We start from the raw sequence: 25409 nt of genomic DNA on the forward strand, positions 1-25409 counted from the left end.
AACACGCGTCGTTATCGTGGGCTTGGATGCTAAATTAAAAACAAAAAAACGCAGAGGATGTTTTAGTCTTCTGCGCTTTTTACTTTATTTAGTTAACTGTATTAATGTAAGTACTAGCCAAGTAGTTTGGCCATCGCATTAATCAGTGTATCGATATCATCTCGCGTCACATCTTTATGGGTTACAAAGCGCATTCCCTGATAACCTGGGGTAATAATAATGCCTTGTTCCTTGAGTGCCGCGCAGACGCTGAAAATATCAATTTTTTCGTCAATATCAACCAACACAATGTTGGTATGCACGGGGTAGTTGTCCGTATTAAAACCCGGTAAAGTATTTAACTGATGCGCGAGGTAATGTGCATTGTCGTGATCTTCGGTCAATCTACTCACGTTGTTGGTCAATGCATAATATCCAGCAGCAGCGAGAATACCGGCTTGGCGCATGCCACCACCAAGCATTTTGCGTAACCGTCGTGCTTTTTTAATGAAAGCTTCATCCCCAAGTAGTAATGAGCCAATCGGGGCTCCAAGCCCTTTTGACAAACAGATCGTCATAGAATCAAAATGTTTAGATATCTCTGTAATGTCCACATTAAGAGCAACCGCTGCGTTGTAGACTCTCGCGCCATCTAAGTGCAAGGCCAATTGATGCTTATTGGTAAAGGCACGCGCTTGCTTTAAGTATTCAAGGCTTAACACTTTGCCGCCGATGGTGTTTTCTAAGCTTAGCAAGCGAGTTCTAGCAAAGTGACTATCATCTGGTTTGATTGCACTGGCGAGTTTATCAAAACACAAACTACCATCAGGTTCGTTCTCTATGGGTTGCGGTTGGACTGATCCCAGCACTGCCGCGCCTCCAGCTTCGTAACGATAGTTATGGGCTTTTTGGCCACACAAATATTCATCGCCGCGTTCGCAGTGACTCAAAATACCCAGTAAATTAGCCTGAGTGCCTGAGCTGACAAATAAACTGGCTGCAAAGCCGTGTCGCTTAGCTACCCATTGTTCCAATTCATTAACCGTTGGATCGTCACCATAAACGTCATCTCCTACTTGCGCATTACACATTAGCAAACGCATTTGCTGGCAAGGCTGGGTCACCGTGTCAGAACGAAAGTCTATCATGTTTGGATTATCCTTAATTTTCTTGTTTATAAACAACACCATTTTTCATCACAAAAGCAACTTTGCTTAATGCCTTAATATCTTTTTCTGGGTCTGCTTCGAGCGCGATAATATCTGCGAATTTCCCGACTTCAAGGCTGCCTAAATGCGCTTCTTGACCAAGCAGCTTTGCCGCAGAGCGTGTAGCGCTGATTAATACTTGCTTGGGCGTCATGCCATACTTCACCATTAGTTCAGCCTCTATCGCGTTATCGCCATGTCGTGACACACCAGAGTCTGTACCAAATGCAATATTTACTTTATTTTTTAAAGCACTGCGAAATGCTTTTTCCATTTTTGGCGCAACTTCACGGACCTTATCGGCAACCGCTTTAGGCATGTTCGGGTTGCTTAATACTTCTTCAGAAACCGTGTGGCCTGCAAGCAGCGTGGGCACCAAATAAGCGTCATGCTTTTTAAACAGCTTAATTGACTCGTCGTCTAGGTATGAGCCATGTTCTATTGAATCTACACCTGCACGCAGTGCCGCATTGATGCCACCCGTGCCATGCGCATGAGCGGCCACTTTGCGACCAAGATTGTGTGCAGCACTAACAATCGCGGTGAGTTCATCATCCGTAAGCTGTTGATTAACGCCTGCTGCGGTGTTACTCAAAACGCCTCCAGTTGCCGTGATCTTAATCACATCTGCACCATGTTTTATGACATCACGCACTGCACGCTGACAATCATCCGCGCCGTCACACACACCCAGACTATAGCTCATTGCCTCGGTTACATCGTGACGATAGCCATGTAAATCGGCGTGTCCACCCGTTGCTGTAACCGCATTACCTGCAGCAAAGATTCTCGGTCCAGCGATGGTTTGTGCTTCAACGGCACGTTTTAGCGGGAAGATCACTTTGTAGTTCGATCCCAAATCGCGCACTGACGTAAAACCCGCATCCAAGGTACGCTTTAAATAAGGAATTGAGTGCAAAGCATAATCGGCGTCTTCTTTAGTTAGCCAATTATGAGGATTCGCATCTTTGTCACGCTCAAAAGTCACATGTACATGCATATCTATCATGCCAGGCATCACGTAATGATTTTTCAGATCATAAACTGGCACGTCCGCCAAACCGAGTGACGTTAAAGAGCGGTAGCCCTCATGAATCGCCGATACTTTACCATCTTCAAGTACTAACGTTTGCTCAGTTAATGCATCTTGTTCGGGGTTGATCAATATCTTTGCCGCATGGATCACACCATCAACCTGAGCAAAAGCAGAAAAACTAAGCGCTAGAGTTGTTACTAGTAAACTAATATTTGTTGTTTTCATTACTTTCTCCCTTATTTCTTATGTTACCAATAGCATATTGCTCAATGCTAATGATGGTATTTGCGGCTAGTGACCAAAAGCATTGGATAAATTTCATCCGCTTGCTGCTTTGCATAGACGTCTGAGTTCATCTATGAACGTCCGTGCCGCCAATCCTAAACGGTCGCCATCATGAAAAACCAAGTATAGCGAACTGCTACGGGTTGCGTTGTGTGTTAGCGGTAAACGCTGCAAAACCCCCTGTTCTAGCTCCGCTTCTATTGAGCTTACAGGCAACCAAGCAAATCCGAGCCCATTACAAATCATGTCAATCGAGGTTCGTAAATGGCTGACCGTCCAGCGCTGATTGGCACCAAGCCAGCCTGAGTCAGAACGCTTGGTATGAGCTGAGTCTCGCAACACAATTTGCCGATAAGACTTGAGATCCTCCAGCGTTAGTTCTCTTTGTAACAAGTGCAATGGATGTGTGGGACTTGCTACAGCTGCAAATTCAACGTGACATAAATGTTCGTTAAAACCATTGAGCAGATTGATAGGAGAAATTGCGATATCAGCCTGATTACTTTCAATGAGTTCATGAGCTCCGGTGAGAATGGATTCAATAAGTTCGACACGTAATAACGGGTACTTCTGTGAAGTGGCTTCCAACGCTTGGTACAGAATATGTTGCGCAAATACTTCATCAACAGCAATGCGCAAAGACGCTTCGACGCCTTCTGCCAAGGTATAACCAACGGCTTCCACCTTCTCAGCTTCATCTAGCAGGTAATTCGCCCGACGTAGTAACATTTCACCAGCTTCTGTCAGCTTAGTTTTTCTACCATCAACACTGAAAACCTTCACTCCCAAAGATTGCTCAATTTTAGCCACCGCACTGTGAATACTCGACTGGCTCTTGTGGATGTGCGCTGCTGCTTGATTAAAGCCACCATGCTCGGCCACCATACGAAACATGCGCCATTGTTCAAGCGTGATTCTTAACATACTTAGTTGCTTTCCTATCGCTGCTAGTCAGTTGCCCTGTAAGTAAAGCATATCACTTTGAAGGTAAAAACGTTTTTAGCTATTTATCCTCAAAGTTCAGTTACAAAAAAGTGTAAAATAACACTTTACCTCAAGTTAAGTTGAGCTTTTAGACTACTCCAAGTTTCAAAAAGGAGTACATACTATGCGTAAAACTGTTATTTTATTTTCTAGCGCCAATCAAACAGGCAACACCTACCAACTGGTCAAACTCGTGTTGGCAAAACTACCCAAAGAACAGGTGAAGTTTATCGAAATAGACCCTCTCACATTTAGCGATTACAACTACGACAACCACTATCCTCAAGATGACTTTTACACGATTGCACAAGCACTTGAGTGGGCAGATAACATTGTTTTCGCCTCTCCCATCTACTGGCATGGAGTCACATCGAACATGAAGCGACTCATTGACCGTATGACTGAACTCACTGAAAATCTCGCCGTTAAGCACATTGGTAAAGGACTGAAAAACAAGCATGGCTTTGTACTGACTACTTCAGCCCACACTCACCCCTGCGAAGTTTTTACAGGCTTTTTTGAGCGCTTATTTAGCTATTTTGATATTACACACTCAGGGCTGGTTCATGCGCCATGCAACGAAGGATTCAAGATGGAGCAAAATGAAGTAGCTCATTTAATCGCGCAGCTCCAAGCGCCACATACGGTAGACAATTGCAAACAGGCTATCGCTTAATAAAAGGATGACAACACCATGAATAATAAGGATACACTCAGGCAATTGTTAGTTCAGCTTGAAGATTATCAGCCGCTTTATTCAGACCGCATGGCCTCCCACTTGCCTATGGTGTTGTCTGCTCTCAGTTATCTTGGGGCAACAGCTGAACACCTCGCACACTTCTACCACAGTGATATTACGTCACTGCAAAAAAGAACATCACCTAGAACGGTCGTTCACTTGTCTGATTTTCGTCAACACTTGGGCAGTAGCGCCCACTATGAGCACTACTTAGCTTATTTTCAAACCCAAGTATCACAATTTGGCGTATCGTATACTTTGCGCCAAACGTTAGATGCGCTCATCAAAGGCGTGAGTGCTTCTGCGTTCCATGCTTTGATCCGCCTTGCCTATGCGCTGGACTTTAACCACCAGCAAGAGGTCGTCATCGCGCTGTCCTATTGGTGCTGTGAATACCAACCGTTTAGCGTGTCTGATGAGGTAACGGAAGAGACTATGGATGAGACACTAAAAAGGCTCTCTAAAATAGGCGAACAACATGTATTTTCACCTGGGATCATTGTGGATCGTATGGATGAAATATCGCACCAAATTGCAGAGCTAACACTCGCTATTCAGCCAAAGGAGATTGATATTAACTCCCTGAGAAGGTTCTGCTTAAGACATTTTTACCAGCACAATGATTTTACGCTGTTACACACAGTAACTGGCTGCCACGCGTTCGAACGTATATTACCGTATATCAGAGATAAAGATGCAGCGCTAAGATATATGTGGCAAGCCATCGTCATGGCTTGCTTAAGTACAGGGCTCAATTTCTCACAAAATGAAAAATATCCACTTAACACTGAGCAAGGTGACTTCTCTCCTTTGGTAGCCGCCGCGCTTAAGTCAAATAATGACCATATGATTAAGCTGATATACACGTGTTTACGTGATTTCAAAAAGTACGGCGAACCCATTTATTACACATTGGCTAAACGAGCTGCCTATGAGCTATGAGTCACATCTACATGGGCGCAAGTAGCGCTTTACTATATTTACTGAACCCAGTAATTTGATAGGAATTATATTTTGATTCGCAGAAATTAAGGATAGCACAATGGCCCACCCCCCTCTTTCACTTAGCTGTCAATGTAACAAGGTCACGGCAAGTATTGCGCCGATATCACCTAAGGTCGCCAATCATCTGGTGTGTTATTGCCGCGATTGCCAGCAATTTGCCCATGCACTCAAGCGTACAGATGACGTCTTAAATGCCTATGGTGGTACTGAAATCGTGCAGGTCCCTATCGCTGACTTTAATGTACTTGACGGAGAGGAGCACATTGCTTGTTTAAAACTGAGCGACAAGGGTTTACATCGTTGGTATGCCAAGTGCTGTAATACCCCGATTGGCAATACATTATCCGCTAGCTGGCCATTCATTGGCGTTATCCGCAGCTTTATTAATGATCAAGCGTTGGATGAAAAAGCAGGCACCATCAAAGGCTCTGTACATTTGAAAGATGCCACAGGACTCGTACCCGATGAGTTGTTGGGGCCGCAAGGTCATAAACGTTTGATGCTCGCCACTTTGGTTAAATTAGCCTGTTGGAAGCTAAAACAAAAACACACTCCAAACTGCTTGTTTAACAAAGATGGTACACCCATAGTGACCCCACACATTCATCAAGCACACTAATGAGTGTGTTTGATGCTTAGTGGCTGACCGACTACGCCAGCATAAAAAACAAGGATCTCAACAGGTTCATCACCGTTATTTTTGCCTTCATGCCACTTATCAACCAACTCCACGATTGCATCGCCCGGTGCGAGTTTAAGCACTTCACCTTGTTCAGAAGTCACCGTCAAGTTACCTTTGAGCATGACACCGGCATTAATCATCGGATGTTTGTGCGCTGTCACACTTGCTCCTGCGGGTACAACCACCTTCAAAATAGTCACTTCTGGTTGGCCTTCTGGATAACTGGGTAGTAAATCGCCATTCCAGCTTTTGGTGCTTTTAGTCACGACGCTAAATGACACTGAGTTAGTTGTATTCGCCAGCTCTGGAGCGGCACTCGCAACTCCCCCTAACATTAACGAACCTATTGCTATTGTCCTGACAATCGTATTAATCACGTCTTGATACCTACTCTTTTGAAACTGATTATAATTTTTTCTTAGCATATAGCATTCTTGGCCGTTAAAGCACACCCTTTTGCATACATTGTGAGGCTAAATGATGTCTCTAAATGCACATTTCACGCTTTACCATTATTTTGCTCAACTCATACAAAAACCCCTTTACCTCAAGTTAACTTGAGGTTTTATAGTTAACGTACATCACTACAGGAGGTACGTATGAACACACTCAATCTACCAATAGATCACGCCTTACTCAGCAAAATCTTTGAGCTTTTAACCAATACAATGAAAAATAAATAGGAGCGAACTATGCGTTTGGAACATGTGAATCTAGTCATTACCAATATGAAAAAATCTCTGCACTTTTATCAAGCTGCATTCCCCCATTGGCACGTTCGCAGTGAAGGCCATGGTGAGTGGTATGGAAAAGCGCGACACTGGCTACACTTTGGCGATGACTATAACTACATTGCTTTTAGCGATCATGGCGAAGGCGAAAACCGCAAATTAGAGGGCCACCAAACGGGTCTCGGCCACTTCGCTTTTGTGGTCAACAACCTCAGCGCACTTGTCGAAAGAATGAAGCTCGCTGGCTACTTCGTTGATAAGGGCAGTAACGACAATCCATTTCGCCACAACGTCTATTTTATCGACCCAGACGGGTTTGAAGTGGAGTTTGTAGAATACTTTAGCGATCTACCACATGAGCGAAATAATGATGATTAGCAATGCACAGTGGTGCAGACGTATCAATCTGACTAACAAAACTCGTTAGGTTAACCTCAACCTAACGAGTACAACATCCGGTTTTCTTCAAACTCGGTTATTTATCCCACACGCCGGGCTCACATTGACCCTGAACTTTAACTAATGCCGCATTAAATTCAGGCTCTTTTTGTTGTTTTCGCTGCGCATGGTAATCCTTGTTGAGTGCAACAACGGTTGGCGTCAATTGTATAATGGCAAATATGTTGACCAGCGTCATAAGCCCCAAAGCCATATCAGCCAAACTCCACACTTCTTTGAGCGTCGCTGTTGCGCCCCACAACATCATGCCTAAATAAAGCGCGGTGTAGATACCGCGTCCCAGTTTATTATCGAGCTTAAACAGGTGTAGGTTACTTTCTGCGTAGGCAAAGTTGGCCACCACGGAGGTAAAGGCAAACAAGGTGATCGCTGCGGCAACAAAGTACACGCCACCTTGCGCTAAATGTGCGGTCATTGCGCTTTGGGTCAACCGGATCCCTTCCATTTCTCCACTGATATCCACGTCAGCCAATAAAATAATGACTGCGGTACAACTGCACAACACTATGGTGTCAAAAAATACCCCTAACATTTGGATATAACCCTGAGTAACCGGGTGATTGGGCACAGGGCTAGCAGCGCCTGATGCGTGCGGCACACTACCGGCTCCCGCTTCGTTGGAATATAAACCACGTTGGATACCGTTTTTAATCGCCGCCCCCATGGCGCCAGCTCCGGCTTCTTGTAGACCAAAAGCACTGAGTATAATGTCTTTGATCATCGCTGGCACTTCACTGAAATTGATCAGGGTGATCAATACCGCCGCCGAGACAAACACTATCCCCATCACGGGCACTACACGCTCAGCAAAACGTGCGATTGCCTTAAAGCCCCCCATGATGATGGACCCTGCCAACACTGTGATCACAATGCCCGAATACAAAGGCGGAATATCAAAGGCAAATGACAGCGCATCTGTGATGGTGTTCGTTTGCATGGCACTAAAACTAAAGCCGTAACCCAAAAATAAACAGATGGCAAACACAATGGCCAACCAGCGTTTGTTGAGTCCTAACTGAATGTAATAGGCTGGGCCACCACGAAACTCCCCTTGGCTGTCACGCACCTTATAAACTTGGCCGAGTACGCTCTCAGCAAAGCCTGTAGCCATACCAAGCAGCGCAATAACCCACATCCAAAAAATAGCGCCACTGCCCCCCAGTGAGATGGCCACAGCAACCCCTGCTAAATTCCCCGTTCCAACCCGAGCAGATAGGCCGGTACACAACGCTTGAAAGGAACTCACTTCTTGAGTGCTGGCCTTAGTGCTACCTTTGAGCAGCGTAAACATGTGAGTGAACTGGCGTAATTGAATTAGCCCTAGACGAGTCGAAAACCACACCCCAGCAAATAGCAGAATATAAATCAGGAGTTGGCCTTCTCCCCATAATAAGGCATTAACGCTGCCAATCACTTCACTCACCATAATAGACTCCTGTTGTGCACCACTAAGTGCTTTTGTTGTTATTATCTTTTTTGCAAATGTACACCACCGAGCATACAGCGGATCGAGCCACCAGCCGCCTCAAGTGTGGGTATTGCCATGGGCATAAGTTTAGCTGAGCGCTCAATCACTTCTTTTTGCGCATCGGTGAGCGCGTCAAATGCCGTTTGTGACAGCGCCAGTAAACGCCCATCGCGGCCTTGTAGCTCTAATGCGTTACCACAAAATTGAGCGATTTGCGCTTGGGTTAACGCAATCACCGGTTTATTTTGTTGAGCAAAGCGTTTTTCTAGGTCGGTTCGTTGGTTTTTTGCCACCATATCCAAGCAAATCATCACAAACTCGCTAGCGACACACATCAAAACATTGGTGTGATATACCGCAACCCCCTGATCATCAAACGCGTTAAATACCACTGGCTCGTAACCAATCTGCTTACAAACCTGTGCAACTAACTTAGCACATGTACGCTTTGACTCAACCGCATAAGCAACTTTGTGGATATGATCCATCACCATCGAGCCCGTTCCCTCTAGAAATAACTCACTGTCAGCTAAGCGACTTAAATCGGTAATGGATTCAACCTGATATTGTGTTTTGAAAACATCGATCACGTCTGCGCGGCGCTCCATACGACGGTTGGGCGCATACATAGGATATATTAACAACTGCCCATCCCCATGGGTTGAAAACCAGTTATTGGGAAAAACAGAATCAGGTGTAAGTTGGCTTTCATCCTCAAACAAATGCACAGTGACCCCCGCATCCGAGAGAGCTTGAGCCACACTGCTCACCTCTTGATACGCACGCTGACTAACATATTGACTGTCAGCCACAACCTGATAGGCATTATCTTGCATCGTTTGTGGGTTCGACACAAAGTGATGAGGACGAACCATCACCACGGCGTTGGGAGTTTGAAGTGGTTTCATACGGCAACCTGTACAGCTGAGTTCGCTTGTAACACGGAGAATAAATCACGAGGGTCGTCTTGCTGAGTGATCAAATCGAGACGTGTTGAAGCCTGTTTACTTATTAATTCATTAACATAGCTTAAAGCGCTAAAATCCTCCAGCGCAAACCCTACCCCATCAAAAATCGTCAATTGCTGCTCGTCCACTCTCCCATGTGCCTTACCATTTACCAATTGATGGAACTCTGTGACGGCAAAAGACTCGTCGAGCTGCTGAATGTCGCCTTCGATACGAGTCTGCGGTTCGTATTCTACAAACACCTGAGCTCGCTTTAAAAGCGCCGCATCAAGTTCCGTTTTACCAGGACAATCGCCACCAATGGCATTAATGTGTACGCCATCTTTGACCATGTCCGATGATAAAATGGTGGCATTGCGTTTGTCTGCGGTGCAGGTTGTGATCACCTGAGCGCCTTCTATTGCCTCTGCCGCACTGGTGAAAATGTCTACCTCTAAGCCACTATCTGCGAGATTCCTCTTCACTTTGTGAGATGCCTTTATGTCAATGTCAAATAAGCGAACATGTGACACCCCTAACAACGCTTTGAACGCGAGTGCCTGAAATTCAGACTGCGCGCCATTGCCAATTAATGCCAAGGTGGAAGTATTTTTGGGCGCCAAATATTTTGCTACCAGCGCAGAGGTTGCAGCGGTGCGCAGTGCGGTCAGTAAACACATTTCAGACAGCAGAATCGGATAGCCTGTATCCACATCAGCCAGCACAGCGAAAGCTGCCACGGTTTGTAGTCCAACATGTGTATTTTTCGGATGTCCGTTCACATATTTACAACTAAAGAACTGACCATCACTAATCGGCATCAGCTCAATCACCCCAGATTCGGAATGCGACGCATAACGGGGCGATTTATCAAACTGCTGCCATCTGGCAAAGTCCTGCTCGAGTCTGCGACTCAGCTCGACTAAAAATGCCTCTATGCCAACTTCGTTTACTAGCGCACGCATCGTGCCTACATCAACCAAAGGTACACCTTGCTTAAGGTGAGAAATAAACGGCTGCATAGCCCCTCCAAAATAGTTGTCATAATGTCAGGGATACTATAGCCAGCCATTCAAACAGTTAAAATGTCAAAATAACATACAAATTGAACTATTTTTTATCACTTTTAATAAGACTATTGTGCAAAGTGTAAGTTGCTGCTATTTTTTCCTCATCTTCATCCATTGTATCGAAACCATGCAACCTTACCTTTACGACTCATTAGACAAAGCACTCATTGGGGCACTGCGAAAAGACGGCCGAGCATCCATATCAACACTTGCGGAGTTACTCAAGGTCTCTCGCGGTACGGTGCAAAATCGTTTAGATAGGTTAATAAGCTGTGGTGCGATTCTGGGTTTTACCGTAAGAGTGCATGAAGAGATAGATAGTGATTCGGTACGTGCAATTATGATGATAGAGGTGATTGGTCAGTCCACATCGCAAGTGATTCAAAAGCTCAAAGGGATCCCTGAACTTACTCGAATACACACCACCAATGGCGCATGGGATCTCATTGCAGAAATCAAAGCAGCCAATCTGAGTGCTTTCGATGGGGTATTACGTGAGGTGCGCACCATCCATGGCATTTTAAACAGCGAAACCAGCATCATGCTATCAACTACCTAAACGTTACTTTACAACCGCTAAGCTCTATTTTTACGCGTATTGGCAAGCTGCTTGGTAAAGCATGCAATCACCAACAGGTTGGCAATAAACCACAGATCTTTTATAACAAACTGCCCAAGCCCTCCCAGCAGAGTTTGCGCACTAAAAGCCCCTTGCGCCGACAGTAGAAAAGTCTGTGTCATTACAAACACACTGCCGCATCCCAATATCGCAACCCAGACTATGTTTGCCCTTTTAAGCCATAGCCCAAGTCCCAACAAAGAGGCAAAAAACAGGTCAAACACACCAATCACATTAGACGCCTGCTGCACAGAAAAAACATCATATAGCCACGACATAAAGGGCGATGTACTGACCAGTGACACAATACCTTTTGCTTCGAATTCAAAGAATTTCAAACCACCAATCCAATATAACACCATCGCCACTGGCATATAGTTAAACCAGGCTAGTTGTTGCTTCGAAAAGTGTTTATTTAAGTATAGGCTCATGATCAGTGGTATGAGCGCAGCATATTTTATAATGCCCTGCCCTGATCCAAGCACAGGGAAACCACCCAGCGCTTGAATGTAGCGATTTGGACTTAACAATGTAAGTAAGGCAACAGCGGCGATCAGTAATAATAACCCTGCTGTGATGGGGTGTAATTTAGGTTGCGTTGCCAACGCAACCATCAGCGCAGCCACCACCATGACAGTGCCGCTGAATATACCAGCGCTGTGAGCGCTTATAACCGACTCTACATGGTAAAAATCTATTAGTGCCGTCATTCCTCTTGCGTTGCCATCTAATATAAATGACACACCCAACAGCAATAAGCTCACGACTAAACAAGCCTTAACCGCCCCATTAGCATATCTATCAAACATATCTCTTTCTCATTAATCGCAACATAAGGCACTAGACCGCCAACCCCAAGCTTTTAATTCAAAGCCAATCGATTTAGTGCGTTGATGAGCGAATGAAAAAGGCCAGTGTCAGAATTAAGGACTGTTCTACTCAGTTTGCACTGGCTACAAAAAACGGCGCATTATGCGCCGTTTTTTCTGAGTACTCGCTAGCCTAAGTTAATTTGATACGTTGGCGGTTGGTTTAGTTGCTTACCTAACCCCCTCAAACCGGCCCACCATGCAAAGGTAATCACCGCCATTGCAAGTAGCCAAACACTGGCAAATACTGGCTGCTGGGCAAAGTTTGCAAGCTGATAAATACTGGTTGATAAAATATATGCCAAGGACGTTGTCCAACCGATTACTAGCCACATCCAGCGCGCACCTGATTCACGTTTAACCGCTCCTAACACGGCAACACACGGGGTATATAACAAGATCAGTACAAGGTAACTAAACGCCCCTAACTGGCCTTTAAATTGGCTGGCCATTTGCGTGAGTAAAGCATTGCTATTGGCATCTTTTTCGTCTAACGCCCCTAAACCTAACGGATCGCCAAGGTTGTTAAGCAAATCACTAAAGTTATTGGGAATAGTCTGCAAAGCTTCAAGCGTTGAGTTTATCAGTGAGTACTCGTTGGATTGCGCTTTTTCACCAACATATAGCGCATCCAAAGTTCCTACAATCGCTTCTTTGGCAAATAAGCCCGTTACCACCCCAACTGTTGCAGGCCAATTGTCCTCTTCAATTCCAAGTGGCTTTAATACGGGAGTGACCACCTGAGCAACTTTTGCCAGCACAGAGCGTTCAGTATTTTCATTGCCAAAGCTACCATCAGTACCAATCGAATTAACTAGGCTCAACAACACTACCACCAGCACAATCGTCTTTCCCGCTCTCATAACAAAGCTCTTCAAACGATGCCAAGTGGTTAGCCAAATATTACGCCACACCGGTAAATGATATGCGGGCATTTCTGTATATGAAGGGGTTTTCTCACCGGTGAACACTAGTTTTCTAAATATAAAACCACTGCCGATGGCAACTATGATGCCCAACAAATAAAGTGCAAACACCACATTTGCGCCATTGGTTGGAAAAAAAGCAGCGGCAAACAGTGCATAAACAGTTAAGCGTGCACCACACGACATAAAGGGTGCCATAATGATGGTTAACAAACGGTCTGATTCGCGATTCATGGTGCGTGCTGACATAACCGCTGGCACATTACAGCCAAAGCCGACTATCAAAGGAACAAATGCGTTACCCGGTAAGCCTATTGATGACATCAGCCGATCAATGACGAACGCGGCCCGAGATAGATAGCCACTATCTTCGAGTAACGACAAACACAGATATAACACACCTATCACAGGAATAAACGTTGCAACTAGCTGTACGCCGGCGCCAAAACCATCAGCCAAAATAACCCCTAACCATTGAGGAGCATTAATCGCACTGAGTGTTTCTTTAACGCCATCAATTAACAGAGCACCAACAAAAATGTCAAAGAAATCAATAAATACTGCACCGAAATTTACCGCGATCGTGAACATGAGATACATCATCGCGAGAAAAATAGGCACGCCTAAAAAGCGATTCAATACTATTTTATCTATGGTGTCTGTAATGTCTGAACGTTGAGGAGAGATCACATTCACTCCTTGCGTCAAACCGCGTACTTTTTTGTAACGCGCTGTGGTTAGTGCAACGGGGTCGCTCTCTTTGCTTTGTGTTTCTGTCGATACCAAAGGCGCTAACCCGCTACTGCTTTTGACTTTCGATAACGCAGTTTTAAGTGTGTCTGTGCCTTTACCTGTCGCACCTACCATTTCAATAACAGGCAGCCCTAAACGTTCACTCAGTAAATCAACATTTAAGGTTTTGCCACGCTGAGTCGCCACATCTACCATGTTTGCAACTACCACCATTGGCACACCCAGCTCTTGTAACTGAGTGGTCAATACTAGGTTGCGTTCAAGGTTTGCTGCATCGAGGATATTAATGATCAGATCTGCTTCACCGTTGCGTAGAAAATCAATCGCAATCTGCTCATCCTGTCCGGCATCTATTTGCTCAAGGCTATACAACCCTGGTAAGTCGATTAATTCAACTTCTTCAACATCCTTACCGATGGCAAGTGAAAACAGCCCTACTTTTTGCTCAACCGTCACGCCTGGCCAATTGCCGACCTTCTGCTTGGCGCCCGTCAAGCGGTTAAATACCGTCGTTTTACCACAGTTAGGGTTGCCAACTAATGCGATTTTCATTTTTAACCTCTAACCCGCTGTTTGTAGTGCAATCAAACTTGCATCACTTTTACGCACGCTAATTAACGTGTCTCCTACTTTGACCTGTAGCGGACATCCCATTGGTGCTACATTCATAAGTTCAATCGTCTCACCAGGGACCAGTCCCAAGGCCATGATACGGCTTGCTAGCGCAATATCTTGATGATTCAAAGCTGTGATCACTGCTTTTTGCTGAAGTTTTAATTCGTTTAAAGTCATAAGCCAAGCCACTTATTGTAATTAGCAATAATTCCTATTACGATTTTTATGCATAATAACTCAGTCCCAAAACGAATGAAAGCGGTTGCGCTGTTCGCCTATGTTATTTTCATGTATTCACAATGTGATAGCGGTGAGCGTGTGACTTGTTGGTTGGATAATTAAGGAGTGATGTACCTACAACTACAAAAGAAAGCGGCAAGCTGAGTGCTTGCCTTACAAAAAAGTTTACTGATTGAGTTTCGCTTTCGCTTCTTCAACTTTAGAAAAGTCTAAACCTAGCTCATCAACCGCTTCTTTTATCAGTGCTGGATTTTGCATCACCAATCCCATTAACTGTTGTAGCTTTTCAGGTGGAATACCCAATGATGAAATCACTCCCATTGCCATCAGAGGGTTCTCTGTTAGCGTCTGGAATAATTCATTCACTTGCTCGTCGCTAATATTATGTTCTTTTAAGATTGCTAAAATAGGATTCATGACTATGCCTTAACTGTGTAATTTGCTTGTCTGTATCTGCGCGGTAAAAATCGCAAAACTAAGTGGTATATATAAGTAGTGGCGACTCAAGTAATTTTCAAGACTGCGATTAATGTCATGATGGCAATATACACAAACGACACCCGACCGGCACGAAGCTAGCAAAATCCTATTTACCTAGTGATCAGTCTAAATATCGTCTCCAGCGGGCCTGACTTAAATTTTGCTAACCACATCGCACTTAACAATATCGCCACTAAACAAAACACTGTCGCACACCACAAGGCGGTCTCGATTGTCTGCCCTCCCAACATATTGAGTGCTTCCAATGTCCCCATGCCAATCAAAACATGGGCCACATAAAAAGTTAATGACAACTTACCTACTTGAGCAAGATGTTTAATCACACCATGCTGATGATACTTTTGTGCAATCCATATACAGGCAATAAGCACAATCGTCGCAGAGCAGCTAGCAGAAACCATATAGGTGGGAAGCGGCGGCATCATTTGTGATGACAACAGCACGCCAAGTTCGCTGGCTTCATGGTTTGGCACATCAAGGGTCAACCAACGCCGAAAAAGCCACAAGGTTGTTTCCGTCGTCACCAGAATCAGCAGCGCCCACTTACACACTCTAAACTGAAACGACTGATCGAATAACGGCTGCCGCGCCAGCCAAATACCAAATATGAGGAAAGCACTCCATGGAAATATGGGATGAAAACCGTTAAAGAACAAGTGTCTAAACATGCCTTGCCAAGACCACATATCAGTATAAGTTAACGTGTCCCAATTCCAGCCTTGCTCATAATTAAACAGCCCTAAAAGTAGCAAAAAGCTCATGTTCAAACCCACACATAGCCACAACAATGCACGATTAGAGAAAGTGATCACCGCTGCCGCGAGCAAAAAGTAGAGCCCATAAAAATGCAAGATATCGGCAGGCCAAATAGGTGTGTAGGCTAAACCAATTAGAAACAATGCCAGCGCGCGTTTACAAATTTGCCAACGCACCAATAACATCCGCTGTACTGGTTCTGCATTATTCGCCATAAGACCCAGGCCTAAACCCGCTAGAATCACAAATAATGCGGATGCTCGACCTTCCAATAAACTGGCCATGTAATACAGCTGCGAATCATTTTCCTTCACCCCCATGACCAGCTTAAAGTTCACAATAACCATTCCGAACAGCGCCAGCGCCCTTGCTACATCAATCCCTACTAATCGCGTCATCAATCCTGTTGCCCTGTGTCCCAAATCCGATTGGGTTAGCATAAAAAAAGCACAAAAAATTATCTGTAAGGATTTGCTTGGAAATTGCAAAGTATACTTACTGATATCCTACATTTTATTACATCTTCAACGTGAGCTTATGGAGAAGATTATTGCGCACAGCGGGCCACTCGCTCGCGATAATTGAATAAACAGCCGTATCACGTAGCGAGCCATCTCTGGTGATCTGGTGTGCTCTTAGTATTCCGTCCAATTTTGCGCCCAAACGTTCAATTGCCCGGCGTGAAGTGTGATTTAAAAAGTGTGTTCTAAACTCTACTGCAATAGCATCATGCTCAACAAATAGGTTTTCTAGAAGTAACAACTTGGCTTCGGTGTTAATCGCTGTTCGACAAGCAGAGTTTGCATACCATGTGTAACCAATAGCCGCTCTACGGTTATCGCTATCTACCTGATAATAACGGGTCGTTCCGACAATTTCTTGGCTTTGGTTATTAATCACAGCGTAAGCAATATTGCCTTTTTCTACATCCGATATAGCACTTGCTACATAATCTTCCATTTGCTCTGGCTTAGGGACACTTGCGTACCAAAGACGCCAAGCTTCACCGTCTTGCACTGCATTTATTAACGCTTTCACATGTTCAAATGCCAGTGGTACTAAGGTGACATAGCGCCCTTCAAGTGGTACATTTTTCATCCACATTATTGTTATTTCCTTTACGATAAATTATTCGATGTTACACTGCGTTTAATTGCTTAACTTTTGCATAAAATTAACCCTGTAACATTAGCCACATTGGCATTTTGTCATACTAGCTGGAGTATATGTGCTACTACATTTTGCTTTTTTAATTGGTTTGATTCAAAGCACGCCACCAGACTTAGCAGAACTGAAATCCCAGTTTATGCAAGAACCTATTGAGCTTGCCGAGCGATATTACCAGCATACAAACTTACCGGCGAATACCGGATCTGCACAATTTTATCAGCTAACTTTACGAGCTGCGATAGTCAGCAACCAACCAGAATTGGCCAATGACATTTCAATGAAACTGGTACAACCAGTGTGGCAACCCATCATAGATAACCATAAAGCTAAGTTAATTAGTAACATGGGAGTATTGATGCGCATTAATGGACATTACCAAGATGCAATTATTGCCTATCAATGTGCATTGCAGCTCAATCAAAAAGACCCGCATTTTCGTTTTCACACCTTACTCAATTTGCAATCTGTACTGGTTCGTTTAAAACGCCATGACCAAGCACAACGAATCCTCGAAGAAGCAAAACTGCTGGCAGCAGATACCCAACAACATCTGCGAGTTAAAATTAATGTAGCGAATAGCCTGCTTGATAACAATCAACTCTATCAGGCGAGAGATCTATACAAAGAGTTATACCGTGACTTGAGCTTGGCGAATGAGACTGAAACCGCTGCGAGAATCGGTTTGAATTTGCTCAATACAGAAGTGTTATTGGGTGACTTTGCACAATTCTGGCGCTATCAAAACTCAGTTCGACAAACGATCTTTGCCGTCCCCAACAATAATCACCACTATTACTATCATTTTGTCGTCATGCGTGCATTGGTGAACGCCTTACAAGCACCAAATGAGGTGCATTTACAGCGTTTTGCGTACGCCATTGAACATGGTGATTTTTTATTTGAACATGGTCAACAACAGTCAATGCAACTCTATGTTGATATGATTAATGTTCGCTGGCTAAGCGAACAGTTCGCCAAACAAGTAGCACAATTTGAGCGTGTCAAACCACAAAAAAAAGTACCAAGACAATTGATTAACGAGCATTGCACTACGAATATTGCAACGTCAAAGTGACCCTTTGTCGGGCCACTTTGCGTCAAGCTCTGATTATAAGTCCACGTAGGACACACTGTTTGCGCCAAACTCAAATACATTGATTTTGCCACATTGAGCGAAATGATTGTTGCTAGGATATGGTGCATCAGCTTGGGCAATGTCGCTTTCCCAGCCTTGACCATTTTTAACGTAAGCCTTTAGTTCAAACCAGCCATTGACGGTGTTAGTACAATCCATCTGTACATCCAACATCCAATAATGTGCGCCGTATTGGTTAAGAGGTGTTTCACCATAGCCATCTTGCTCAACTGTGCGTTTTACTCCCCAATCACTGGGCCACAAATTAGTCGTCCAATCCAGTGGGCTACCTTGCGCAGAAGTATCTTGACCGGCCTCATTCGCGCCCCAATCTAGATAGTTATCACCCGCTTTCCAAACGTTGGTGGTGGTATTTTTCAGGTTATTATGAACGATTGGTAATGCGCAATCATTGGCGTTGAGTGCGCAGTTTCGACCTAGGCTTTGTGCGTATCCGTGGTCGATGCCACCACGAATAAACATATCCTGACCCGTTTGAGTTAGTGCTTTGATGAACACGATTGTGCGTTGCATATCAGGAGATGACATCCCTCCCTGTGTTTTAGCGTTATGATGTATTGCTATCGCATCCATTGCAGTCAATGAAACCGTTGCCAATCCTTGCCCGTTCACCACGATTTGTCGTCCTGTACAGCTCTTTTTATCTGCACTAAGCTGGCCACTGAGTACATCACAATAAACCCCTTGTGTCAGCCCTGTTTGCAGGGATTGCTGCATTGCTCCAGACTCTCGGTTAATGGCGACAAAGCCTTCATCACCACGTGAAAAGGCAATTTGGTTATTACCGTTATCCCACCAATTGCTTATTTGCCAATGCCCTGTCGTATTATTACGAAAATCCACTGCACCTGAGATCAAGCTATGGCGATGCTCACACTGCCATTGGTCTGCAAAGCAATTAAGCTGTCCATTGTCATGCACGCTCACAGCGGGTGCGCCCGCATCACTATCATGATTAAAGTCATAGCTTGACATCACTTTTGGGTAACCATACGGATAAGCCAACATAAAGACATTTGCCAAGTCATACAATTTGCCATCTTCGAAGGTGACAACATTACCCGCTCCACCGTGGCCTCGCTGGTTGTCATGATTATCGACGAAGACAACCGCTTTGTAACTGGGCATCATACCCCAAGCCTCGCCAAAGTTGCTCAACCAAGCCAATTTACCACTTTTAAAGGTTTCACCCAGTTTGGTGGTGTATTTAAACTCAGTGACCAATCCATTACCAAAGTACTCGCTGGCACTAACAGCTTCACTGCCTTGGTCTATGACTTCTTGAAACACCAACGGAGTACCATTGACTTGAGAAAGGATACTCGCGATGTCACCTGCGGGCATATGCTTTGATGCATCTAGTCTAAAACCAGCAACACCTGCTGCCACTAGAGAGTTCAAATAGCCTGACAATTGCGACTGCACATAGGGAGCATCGGTATCTAAATCGGCTAAACCTACTAATTCACAGTTTTGTACTCGCCATGGGTTATTGCCATAATCCTCGCCGTTGATAGCACAAGACTCATGAAAATCTTGTGGGCTATACATGGGAAAATATTTATCGCCATACACACTGCCAGCAACACCTTCGCCACTGCCTGCCGCCATATGATTGATCACCGCATCAACATAAATATCAACGCCTGCCGCCTTACAACGACTGACCATATCTTTAAACTGTGCCTCACTGCCTCCGCGACTTTGTAGTTGATAGCTCACGGGTTGATAGCGCGTCCACCAAGGGTCGCCAGCAATATGCTCATTGGGAGGAGAAACTTGCACGGCAGCGTAGCCTTTGGGTCCCAGAAAAGTTTCGCACTCCTGTGCCACATCAGGCCAAGACCATTCAAATAAATGCACGAACGTAGTGGGTTGAGCTTGCACGGATTGCGCTAAACTTAGCAGTACAGCACCACTAATTAGCGATGCTTTAGATATTCTATTTAATGTTGTCATAATGTGCTCTTTATTATCTTTTATTTATTTACAAACCGATAACAATGTAGAGCACCACTTCACATTTATCCCGTTGAATACGTATGCAATAAAAAATCTAACCGCCCTTAAGCCATTGTTGAATGACTTAAACCGTAGCCAAAGCATCGTTCAAAACAACCGAAATTATAAAATAAAAATTATTAAAACAACTACTTAGCAGATGAGCGACTTAATCTGTCATGCACATCGAGCCAAGGTTCATCGGTTGGAGGCAACTCCACCCAAATTTGGCTAACATCCGCTTGGTCCAATTGATGCAGCGCATAATACAAATTTTGTCCATAAAGCTGTTTATCCGATGACAGCTTCATCTTTACTGCTTGATTACCTACAATCGCATCTTGTAACTGCTCAGAGTAATAGAGCACCGCGATATCATTTTGCGCGGAACGCGGCAGCTCTGTTAAGGTCGTCGCTAATAGCTCACCACTTAGTAATTGTACTGGTTTGCTAGGCTGGTAGTGTGCTTTTACGTTTCCTGGCACTGCCACATTATGGCTTTGCGGGATATGAACTTCACAGCCTAAAACCGCTTCAATTTGTGATTTAGTAATGGGTCCTGTGCGTAAAATTCTGGGCACCTCAGTGCTAACGTCCAAAATTGTGGACTCTAAACCCACTTCGCATGGACCACCGTCTAAAACCGCTGCGATTTTACCATCCATACCATACATGACTTGCTCAGCATTGGTGGGGCTAATACGTTTGTAAGGATTTGCAGAGGGCGCAGCCAACCCAGAATCAAGCATACTCAACAACTTTAATACACCAGCTTGATTCGGTACACGTATTCCCACTGTGCTATGACCACCAGTGACCACAGAAGAAACATGCTCAGCTTTTGGTAATATGAGCGTAAGAGGGCCGGGCCAAAAAGCATCCGCCAGTTTTGCCACACACTCGGGTACCTGCGCCGCCCAGCGGTCAACTTTATCAACACTATCAACATGGACTATCAATGGATGGTCCGCAGGACGACCTTTTGCTGCAAAAATTTTGCGTACCGCATCAGGTTGATTTGCATCAGCAGCTAAGCCATAAACCGTTTCAGTTGGAATAGCCACCAAGTCGCCTAAACGCAAAGCAGCCAATGCTTTGTCCAAGCTATGTTCATCATCTATCGCTAAAACTTCTGTTATCATGTATGTTGCTACTCACTGCCTGTATAAATGGAGCCAAATGTCTGCAATACGCTCGTAGTTGCGCCCAAAGCGCGATATTATACCTAATCTGCAAGACACCTCCATCGTTAATTTCTGCCATTACAACAGGTGAGTGAATGACATTTAACCCCAAGCTTCCGCTGGTCTACCACGAAAACTATTCGTTTAGCTTTGACCCGCAACATCGCTTTGTAATGAGCAAGTTTGCCCGTCTATACAGTCAATGCCTAAAAAAAGGATTGATACAAGACAACCTCTACACACCAGAGTTAGGAACGCCCGAAGATTTAGAGCTTATCCATTGCGATAACTATATATGGGATCTTTGGTACAATCGGCTCAGTGCCAAAGCTATGCGTCGTATCGGTCTGCCTTGGTCTGAACAGCTGATGGCGCGTACCTTCACAGCCCCTTTGGGCACATTAAAAATGGCTCAGTTGGCGCTAAAATATGGTGTCGCATGCCACCTTGCTGGCGGAACACACCACGCACACTACGATTTTGGATCAGGCTACTGTATGGTTAACGATCTGGCATTTACTGCTACAACGCTAATAAACACTGGCTTGGCGCGTAATGTTCTAATTTTTGACCTCGATGTACATCAAGGCGATGGCACCGCAGCACTACTTAAGCACAACCCTTATGTTTTTACTTGTTCTATTCACTGTGAAAAGAACTTCCCGTTTCGCAAGCATGAAAGTGACTTGGACATCGGCTTAGAAAATCACACCTCGGACAAAGTTTATCTCGCGAAAGTTGAAGAGGTGTTAACAGGGCTGTTGCAAGATTTAACCCCTTCCCTCGTGCTCTATGATGCGGGAGTTGATGTATGGGAACATGATGGTTTAGGTAAACTCAATATTAGCTGGCAAGGCATTGCACAGCGCGATGCTTTGGTGTTAAAAATCTGCCAGCAACATGGCATCCCTGTGGCGACAGTTATTGGTGGAGGATATGACAAAGACCATCAACGTCTAGCTCAGCGCCATAGTATCGTTATCGAACAAGCTGCAAAACTATAAGCGCCTATCAAGGGCCAACAAATCGGGCGTTGTGATCAGCGAGTGCTTTACGAACGCGTGATAACAGCTCCGGATCAGTGTCTTTATTGAATGCCATACATGCGCGACGTTCATCCGCATTTTTCACCTCATGCACTGCTTCCAACAGTTCATACGGGTGACCAAGTTCCTTCATCCTCTCATATGCGGTGTACTCGGTGGTGATAATAAAGTCGACTCTTCTGGCTAATAATTTGCGTGGACTAGCGCTTGGATCTGCGGTGAGATCCAAGTTAACGCCGTTCTCAAACCCCTGCTCAAGTAAATACTCGTGAGAAATGCTGCCTCTTACCAAAGAGATAATGTACTTTTTCGCGTCATCAAGACTTTCAATGTGAATGTCATCTCGAGTGCGTAGCTTGAACAGAAACTCTTTTACAGGGTTAAGTAACGGACACGCCCAAAGGAACAGGTTTTCTCTTTCATTGGTGCGATATATGGAGTAGATCATGGTATTTTTCTTACTCTGTGCAAGCTTCATCGATCGCACCCAAGGGTAACTCCGAATCTCATATTGCACCTCGGCTGCATCGAGCACTTCTCTTACTTTCTTGCTGGCACGGCCGACTATTTCACCATTTTCGTCGGTAAAGTTATAGGGCACCCATTCTTCAGTTACCACATTCAACTTAGGTTGCGCACTGCTAAAGCAAGAAAGCAATAACAACGCCAGCCAACATATTCTCATTTCGCAGCTCACTATGATTAACGGTTCACCATTATGCGCATTGCATGTTTATATTGCAAAATTAGCGATAGAATAATTGCTTAAAACCCGTCTGCTTTTGCTTTTTTTTATTACTTCATGCACCATGCAACTTGAATTAACTTAAAGTATAGTCAGTTATGAAATCACTCTTCTTTATATTAAGCGCTTTTATCTTTAGCTTACACGCCAATGCCCAACAAACTACCCCAAATGAAGCACAGCAACAACAAGTGCTGAATGAACTACAGGCGCCGATGTACAAACCTTTACTTGAACGATATATCCTCGATGAACTCAAGTCTGTTCGCTATGATCAGCAAAAACTCAGAGAAGATTTAACCAAGCAAGTAACCCATAGCCAACTTGATGCAGCTGATCGAGCGCTAACCTACACCACAGATACTATCAATAACGTATTGTTCATTATCACCGCCACAGCATCCATATTGGTGGTCGTTGGCTGGAATTCACTACGAGACATCAAGAGCAAGGTTGAAGACTTGGTCAAAGAGCGTGTTGGCAGTATCACGCTAGAGTATGAACAACGCCTGCAAGTGCTGGAATCTAAACTGAAAGAGCGTTCTGAAGAAATCCTCAATAATCACAAGAAAATCACCATAACCAATGAAGTTCACTCATTGTGGATGCGTGCCAATCTAGAGAGCGACATGAACTCTAAAATTGAGATTTATGACGAGATATTAAAACGAAAACCTGAAGATGTAGAAGCCATCGCGTACAAGGCCGATGCATTATTAGAACTTGGGCAAACCGGTGTGGCCATCCAGTTATGCAATCAAGCACTCGAGATGGATAACGACTATGGTTATGCCTACTGGCAACGCGCGTGTGCTTTCGCTATGTTGCACCAACATGCAGATGCTATGGCTGATATCCGTATGGCGTTAGAATATGCTCCGAACCTAAAAAATGAACTTCTTCATGAAGCCGCATTCGCTAGCCTGCATGATAATGCCAGTTTTAATGAGCTGATTGAAGGTAGTTAGACGCATTGCCAATCAAGCGTTTTTGCATCTTGTAGATCTGTTCGAGATCTACAGATGCATGTAGCTGTCTGTTGTTCAACTGAATAAACTCAGCTTTTTTAAAATCGAAGGCAGCAAACGCCTTACGGTGATGCTCAAATGAAAAAAATAGCTGCTCTAAAGAGCCATCTTTGTATGCTGTACGTAAGCCTTGGGTGAGTTTTTGTGCCAACTCTAGATTATCTTTTCGAACATAGAAATACATCACAGCAGGATACTGCATAACAAATTTTGGCGTTATCATTAACTGCTTGTTGTGCAACATCGAAAGCTCTGAGTTAGCTTCAGTTACCGCTCGTGGAAAATAGTAGCCATTTTCATTTTGTAATACGTCATACAATAACTCCTCGTTGTGGGAGTCATCTATTCGATACCCATTGTCCAGTAGGATAGATTTATCTGGCCAGTCCCGACCAACCAGAGCGGTTAGTTTTTGTAATTGTTCCGCTTTTTCTACCCTGGCAAATACATGCTTGTCGCCTTTATTGATCACCAACAGCCGTAACCCATAACTTCCAAATGCCAACGGTACGGGTACAGCCAGCGCTTGCTGGTCTCGCTGCGCCGAAGACATGGTCCACATAACGTCAATATTTTTCTTTTTTAGCTCAATTAATTGACGCCTTTGCGTGATCATCACATCCAAGGGTTGTAACCACTCAGTATCACCATCGTTTGTTGACTTCGAAAGTGCGAGCTCCAATACTTTCACAAAGTACATGTTATTGGGATTATTACGCAGTGCCGTGGCATCGACATATCTAATGGTTTTTGTAAAACCGTTGAATGACATTATCGCCAAAATACAAATCAATACATGTATCATATACTTACCTGAGAAGAGTTCACGCCTTATTAGTGCGCCTTAAGTAACTATCAATAGCGTGAGAAAGTAGCTCATCGATCTGCTCTTCAAACTCATTCTTATCCTTTTCAAGACGGTTTAAGTAAGCACTCACTTGTTGATCCGATAGATTTTTGTTGCCAACCCTATACTCTCTCTCTGGCAAAGATTTATCGTAACGGGGCACAAAACTAAATAGTGCATAAACAGGTGGTTTGATTTTCTCATTCGCAAAATTACAAAAGCCTTCTATAAAATCCTTACCTGTTGGACCCAAGCACCCAGGCTCAACTCGGTAGAGTAGTTTTATCCTTTTATCATCACTCATTTTTAATACCAATTTATGAAGTTTATCGGTGAGGCTGGATTAAATACAACCTTTAC

26 protein-coding genes are annotated in these 25409 nt (G+C 44.3%); 8 read left to right on the forward strand and 18 right to left on the reverse strand.

Going from position 1 to position 25409, the window contains the following annotated elements; translation table 11 throughout:
- Positions 1 to 113: 113 nt before the first annotated feature.
- From ltaE to C2M32_RS19360, 3 genes are all read right to left on the reverse strand, one after another.
- The gene (gene ltaE / locus C2M32_RS19350; RefSeq protein WP_105170148.1) at positions 114 to 1127 is read right to left on the reverse strand and encodes a low-specificity L-threonine aldolase; all 1014 of its coding nucleotides are present in this window, start codon (positions 1125 to 1127) and stop codon (positions 114 to 116) included.
- 13 nt (positions 1128 to 1140) lie between these two features.
- The gene (locus tag C2M32_RS19355; protein WP_105169939.1) at positions 1141 to 2448 is read right to left on the reverse strand and encodes a metal-dependent hydrolase family protein; all 1308 of its coding nucleotides are present in this window, start codon (positions 2446 to 2448) and stop codon (positions 1141 to 1143) included.
- 93 nt (positions 2449 to 2541) lie between these two features.
- On the reverse strand, positions 2542 to 3432 hold the full coding sequence (locus C2M32_RS19360; protein WP_105169940.1) for a LysR family transcriptional regulator: 891 nt from the start codon (positions 3430 to 3432) through the stop codon (positions 2542 to 2544).
- 184 nt (positions 3433 to 3616) lie between these two features.
- Between C2M32_RS19360 and C2M32_RS19365 the strand changes: the two genes are divergently transcribed.
- From C2M32_RS19365 to C2M32_RS19375, 3 genes are all read left to right on the forward strand, one after another.
- Positions 3617 to 4168, forward strand: coding sequence for a flavodoxin family protein (locus tag C2M32_RS19365; RefSeq protein ID WP_105169941.1), 552 nt, complete (start codon positions 3617 to 3619; stop codon positions 4166 to 4168).
- 18 nt (positions 4169 to 4186) lie between these two features.
- Positions 4187 to 5173, forward strand: coding sequence for a questin oxidase family protein (locus C2M32_RS19370; protein ID WP_105169942.1), 987 nt, complete (start codon positions 4187 to 4189; stop codon positions 5171 to 5173).
- 100 nt (positions 5174 to 5273) lie between these two features.
- Complete coding sequence (locus C2M32_RS19375; protein ID WP_105169943.1) at positions 5274 to 5855, forward strand: DUF6151 family protein; 582 nt, start codon at positions 5274 to 5276, stop codon at positions 5853 to 5855.
- On the opposite strand, the gene C2M32_RS19380 is transcribed toward C2M32_RS19375, so the two are convergent.
- Positions 5852 to 6253, reverse strand: a complete 402-nt coding sequence (locus C2M32_RS19380) for a cupin domain-containing protein (RefSeq protein ID WP_105169944.1) — start codon at positions 6251 to 6253, stop codon at positions 5852 to 5854. The two genes, C2M32_RS19375 and C2M32_RS19380, sit on opposite strands and share 4 nt — an antisense overlap.
- A 357-nt stretch (positions 6254 to 6610) precedes the next feature.
- On the opposite strand from C2M32_RS19380, the gene C2M32_RS19385 reads away from it, so the two are divergent.
- Positions 6611 to 7027 carry a VOC family protein gene (locus C2M32_RS19385; RefSeq protein ID WP_105169945.1) on the forward strand — a complete coding sequence of 139 codons (417 nt, stop codon included), beginning with the start codon at positions 6611 to 6613 and terminating at the stop codon, positions 7025 to 7027.
- 97 nt (positions 7028 to 7124) lie between these two features.
- Here C2M32_RS19385 and C2M32_RS19390 read toward each other — a convergent pair whose 3' ends face one another.
- Genes C2M32_RS19390 through C2M32_RS19400 form a run of 3 tightly spaced genes read right to left on the reverse strand, consistent with a single transcriptional unit; the run spans position 7125 to position 10545 of the window.
- Positions 7125 to 8534, reverse strand: coding sequence for an alanine/glycine:cation symporter family protein (locus C2M32_RS19390; protein ID WP_105169946.1), 1410 nt, complete (start codon positions 8532 to 8534; stop codon positions 7125 to 7127).
- Positions 8535 to 8575: 41 nt separating this feature from the next.
- Entirely contained in the window at positions 8576 to 9484 is a 909-nt protein-coding gene (gene ctlX, locus C2M32_RS19395) for a citrulline utilization hydrolase CtlX (RefSeq protein WP_105169947.1), read from the reverse strand.
- Positions 9481 to 10545, reverse strand: a complete 1065-nt coding sequence (locus C2M32_RS19400; protein WP_105169948.1) for an ornithine cyclodeaminase — start codon at positions 10543 to 10545, stop codon at positions 9481 to 9483. Before C2M32_RS19400 ends, ctlX begins: the two co-directional genes overlap by 4 nt.
- Before the next feature lie 175 nt (positions 10546 to 10720).
- Here C2M32_RS19400 and C2M32_RS19405 point away from each other — a divergent pair, with 175 nt between their 5' ends.
- Entirely contained in the window at positions 10721 to 11152 is a 432-nt protein-coding gene (locus C2M32_RS19405) for an Lrp/AsnC family transcriptional regulator (RefSeq protein WP_105169949.1), read from the forward strand.
- A gap of 17 nt (positions 11153 to 11169) precedes the next feature.
- On the opposite strand, the gene C2M32_RS19410 is transcribed toward C2M32_RS19405, so the two are convergent.
- The 6 genes from C2M32_RS19410 to C2M32_RS19435 all read right to left on the reverse strand — a co-directional run bounded on the left by C2M32_RS19410 (position 11170) and on the right by C2M32_RS19435 (position 16976).
- Entirely contained in the window at positions 11170 to 12021 is an 852-nt protein-coding gene (locus tag C2M32_RS19410) for a DUF417 family protein (protein ID WP_105169950.1), read from the reverse strand.
- Between the two features lie 188 nt (positions 12022 to 12209).
- On the reverse strand, positions 12210 to 14312 hold the full coding sequence (feoB, locus tag C2M32_RS19415) for a ferrous iron transport protein B (protein WP_105169951.1): 2103 nt from the start codon (positions 14310 to 14312) through the stop codon (positions 12210 to 12212).
- A 9-nt stretch (positions 14313 to 14321) separates the two neighbouring features.
- Positions 14322 to 14552: a FeoA family protein gene (locus tag C2M32_RS19420; RefSeq protein WP_105169952.1), complete on the reverse strand. Its 231-nt coding sequence runs from the start codon at positions 14550 to 14552 to the stop codon at positions 14322 to 14324.
- Between the two features lie 228 nt (positions 14553 to 14780).
- Positions 14781 to 15032 carry a DUF2999 domain-containing protein gene (locus tag C2M32_RS19425; protein WP_105169953.1) on the reverse strand — a complete coding sequence of 84 codons (252 nt, stop codon included), beginning with the start codon at positions 15030 to 15032 and terminating at the stop codon, positions 14781 to 14783.
- Positions 15033 to 15205: 173 nt separating this feature from the next.
- Positions 15206 to 16270 carry a DUF418 domain-containing protein gene (locus C2M32_RS19430; protein ID WP_105169954.1) on the reverse strand — a complete coding sequence of 355 codons (1065 nt, stop codon included), beginning with the start codon at positions 16268 to 16270 and terminating at the stop codon, positions 15206 to 15208.
- 118 nt (positions 16271 to 16388) lie between these two features.
- On the reverse strand, positions 16389 to 16976 hold the full coding sequence (locus tag C2M32_RS19435; RefSeq protein ID WP_105169955.1) for a GNAT family N-acetyltransferase: 588 nt from the start codon (positions 16974 to 16976) through the stop codon (positions 16389 to 16391).
- A gap of 124 nt (positions 16977 to 17100) precedes the next feature.
- Here C2M32_RS19435 and C2M32_RS19440 point away from each other — a divergent pair, with 124 nt between their 5' ends.
- Entirely contained in the window at positions 17101 to 18117 is a 1017-nt protein-coding gene (locus C2M32_RS19440; protein ID WP_105169956.1) for a hypothetical protein, read from the forward strand.
- A gap of 33 nt (positions 18118 to 18150) precedes the next feature.
- Here C2M32_RS19440 and C2M32_RS19445 read toward each other — a convergent pair whose 3' ends face one another.
- Entirely contained in the window at positions 18151 to 20157 is a 2007-nt protein-coding gene (locus C2M32_RS19445; RefSeq protein ID WP_105169957.1) for an alpha-amylase, read from the reverse strand.
- A 191-nt stretch (positions 20158 to 20348) separates the two neighbouring features.
- The gene (locus C2M32_RS19455) at positions 20349 to 21341 is read right to left on the reverse strand and encodes an L-threonylcarbamoyladenylate synthase (RefSeq protein WP_105169959.1); all 993 of its coding nucleotides are present in this window, start codon (positions 21339 to 21341) and stop codon (positions 20349 to 20351) included.
- A gap of 137 nt (positions 21342 to 21478) precedes the next feature.
- Between C2M32_RS19455 and C2M32_RS19460 the strand changes: the two genes are divergently transcribed.
- Positions 21479 to 22387, forward strand: a complete 909-nt coding sequence (locus C2M32_RS19460; RefSeq protein WP_105169960.1) for a histone deacetylase family protein — start codon at positions 21479 to 21481, stop codon at positions 22385 to 22387.
- Positions 22388 to 22394: 7 nt separating this feature from the next.
- On the opposite strand, the gene C2M32_RS19465 is transcribed toward C2M32_RS19460, so the two are convergent.
- Positions 22395 to 23114 (reverse strand): substrate-binding periplasmic protein, encoded by a 720-nt coding sequence (locus tag C2M32_RS19465; RefSeq protein ID WP_105169961.1) that lies wholly within the window; start codon positions 23112 to 23114, stop codon positions 22395 to 22397.
- A 158-nt stretch (positions 23115 to 23272) separates the two neighbouring features.
- Here C2M32_RS19465 and C2M32_RS19470 point away from each other — a divergent pair, with 158 nt between their 5' ends.
- On the forward strand, positions 23273 to 24142 hold the full coding sequence (locus C2M32_RS19470; protein ID WP_105169962.1) for a TPR end-of-group domain-containing protein: 870 nt from the start codon (positions 23273 to 23275) through the stop codon (positions 24140 to 24142).
- On the opposite strand, the gene C2M32_RS19475 is transcribed toward C2M32_RS19470, so the two are convergent.
- Positions 24117 to 25007, reverse strand: coding sequence for a hypothetical protein (locus tag C2M32_RS19475; RefSeq protein WP_105169963.1), 891 nt, complete (start codon positions 25005 to 25007; stop codon positions 24117 to 24119). The genes C2M32_RS19470 and C2M32_RS19475 overlap by 26 nt on opposite strands.
- A gap of 19 nt (positions 25008 to 25026) precedes the next feature.
- A complete protein-coding gene (locus C2M32_RS19480) occupies positions 25027 to 25353 on the reverse strand; it encodes a hypothetical protein (protein ID WP_105169964.1) in 327 nt (108 codons plus the stop codon).
- Positions 25354 to 25409: the final 56 nt, after the last annotated feature.

Origin of the sequence: Pseudoalteromonas sp. T1lg23B (assembly GCF_002964665.1) — a bacterium.
GTDB lineage: Bacteria > Pseudomonadota > Gammaproteobacteria > Enterobacterales > Alteromonadaceae > Pseudoalteromonas.

What these genes read in the sequence shown, in the direction of transcription:
- C2M32_RS19470 (WP_105169962.1), top strand. Translation starts at nt 23,273, where the DNA reads ATGAAATCACTCTTCTTTATATTAAGCGCTTTTATCTTTAGCTTACAC.
- C2M32_RS19455 (WP_105169959.1), bottom strand. Translation starts at nt 21,341, where the DNA reads ATGATAACAGAAGTTTTAGCGATAGATGATGAACATAGCTTGGACAAA.
- C2M32_RS19390 (WP_105169946.1), bottom strand. Translation starts at nt 8,534, where the DNA reads ATGGTGAGTGAAGTGATTGGCAGCGTTAATGCCTTATTATGGGGAGAA.
- ltaE (WP_105170148.1), bottom strand. Translation starts at nt 1,127, where the DNA reads ATGATAGACTTTCGTTCTGACACGGTGACCCAGCCTTGCCAGCAAATG.
- C2M32_RS19380 (WP_105169944.1), bottom strand. Translation starts at nt 6,253, where the DNA reads ATGTTAGGGGGAGTTGCGAGTGCCGCTCCAGAGCTGGCGAATACAACT.
- ctlX (WP_105169947.1), bottom strand. Translation starts at nt 9,484, where the DNA reads ATGAAACCACTTCAAACTCCCAACGCCGTGGTGATGGTTCGTCCTCAT.
- C2M32_RS19375 (WP_105169943.1), top strand. Translation starts at nt 5,274, where the DNA reads ATGGCCCACCCCCCTCTTTCACTTAGCTGTCAATGTAACAAGGTCACG.
- C2M32_RS19445 (WP_105169957.1), bottom strand. Translation starts at nt 20,157, where the DNA reads ATGACAACATTAAATAGAATATCTAAAGCATCGCTAATTAGTGGTGCT.
- C2M32_RS19465 (WP_105169961.1), bottom strand. Translation starts at nt 23,114, where the DNA reads ATGAGAATATGTTGGCTGGCGTTGTTATTGCTTTCTTGCTTTAGCAGT.
- C2M32_RS19480 (WP_105169964.1), bottom strand. Translation starts at nt 25,353, where the DNA reads ATGAGTGATGATAAAAGGATAAAACTACTCTACCGAGTTGAGCCTGGG.
- C2M32_RS19405 (WP_105169949.1), top strand. Translation starts at nt 10,721, where the DNA reads ATGCAACCTTACCTTTACGACTCATTAGACAAAGCACTCATTGGGGCA.
- C2M32_RS19435 (WP_105169955.1), bottom strand. Translation starts at nt 16,976, where the DNA reads ATGTGGATGAAAAATGTACCACTTGAAGGGCGCTATGTCACCTTAGTA.
- C2M32_RS19420 (WP_105169952.1), bottom strand. Translation starts at nt 14,552, where the DNA reads ATGACTTTAAACGAATTAAAACTTCAGCAAAAAGCAGTGATCACAGCT.
- C2M32_RS19425 (WP_105169953.1), bottom strand. Translation starts at nt 15,032, where the DNA reads ATGAATCCTATTTTAGCAATCTTAAAAGAACATAATATTAGCGACGAG.
- C2M32_RS19365 (WP_105169941.1), top strand. Translation starts at nt 3,617, where the DNA reads ATGCGTAAAACTGTTATTTTATTTTCTAGCGCCAATCAAACAGGCAAC.
- C2M32_RS19475 (WP_105169963.1), bottom strand. Translation starts at nt 25,007, where the DNA reads ATGATACATGTATTGATTTGTATTTTGGCGATAATGTCATTCAACGGT.
- C2M32_RS19460 (WP_105169960.1), top strand. Translation starts at nt 21,479, where the DNA reads ATGACATTTAACCCCAAGCTTCCGCTGGTCTACCACGAAAACTATTCG.
- C2M32_RS19370 (WP_105169942.1), top strand. Translation starts at nt 4,187, where the DNA reads ATGAATAATAAGGATACACTCAGGCAATTGTTAGTTCAGCTTGAAGAT.
- C2M32_RS19385 (WP_105169945.1), top strand. Translation starts at nt 6,611, where the DNA reads ATGCGTTTGGAACATGTGAATCTAGTCATTACCAATATGAAAAAATCT.
- C2M32_RS19430 (WP_105169954.1), bottom strand. Translation starts at nt 16,270, where the DNA reads ATGACGCGATTAGTAGGGATTGATGTAGCAAGGGCGCTGGCGCTGTTC.
- feoB (WP_105169951.1), bottom strand. Translation starts at nt 14,312, where the DNA reads ATGAAAATCGCATTAGTTGGCAACCCTAACTGTGGTAAAACGACGGTA.
- C2M32_RS19410 (WP_105169950.1), bottom strand. Translation starts at nt 12,021, where the DNA reads ATGTTTGATAGATATGCTAATGGGGCGGTTAAGGCTTGTTTAGTCGTG.
- C2M32_RS19400 (WP_105169948.1), bottom strand. Translation starts at nt 10,545, where the DNA reads ATGCAGCCGTTTATTTCTCACCTTAAGCAAGGTGTACCTTTGGTTGAT.
- C2M32_RS19355 (WP_105169939.1), bottom strand. Translation starts at nt 2,448, where the DNA reads ATGAAAACAACAAATATTAGTTTACTAGTAACAACTCTAGCGCTTAGT.
- C2M32_RS19360 (WP_105169940.1), bottom strand. Translation starts at nt 3,432, where the DNA reads ATGTTAAGAATCACGCTTGAACAATGGCGCATGTTTCGTATGGTGGCC.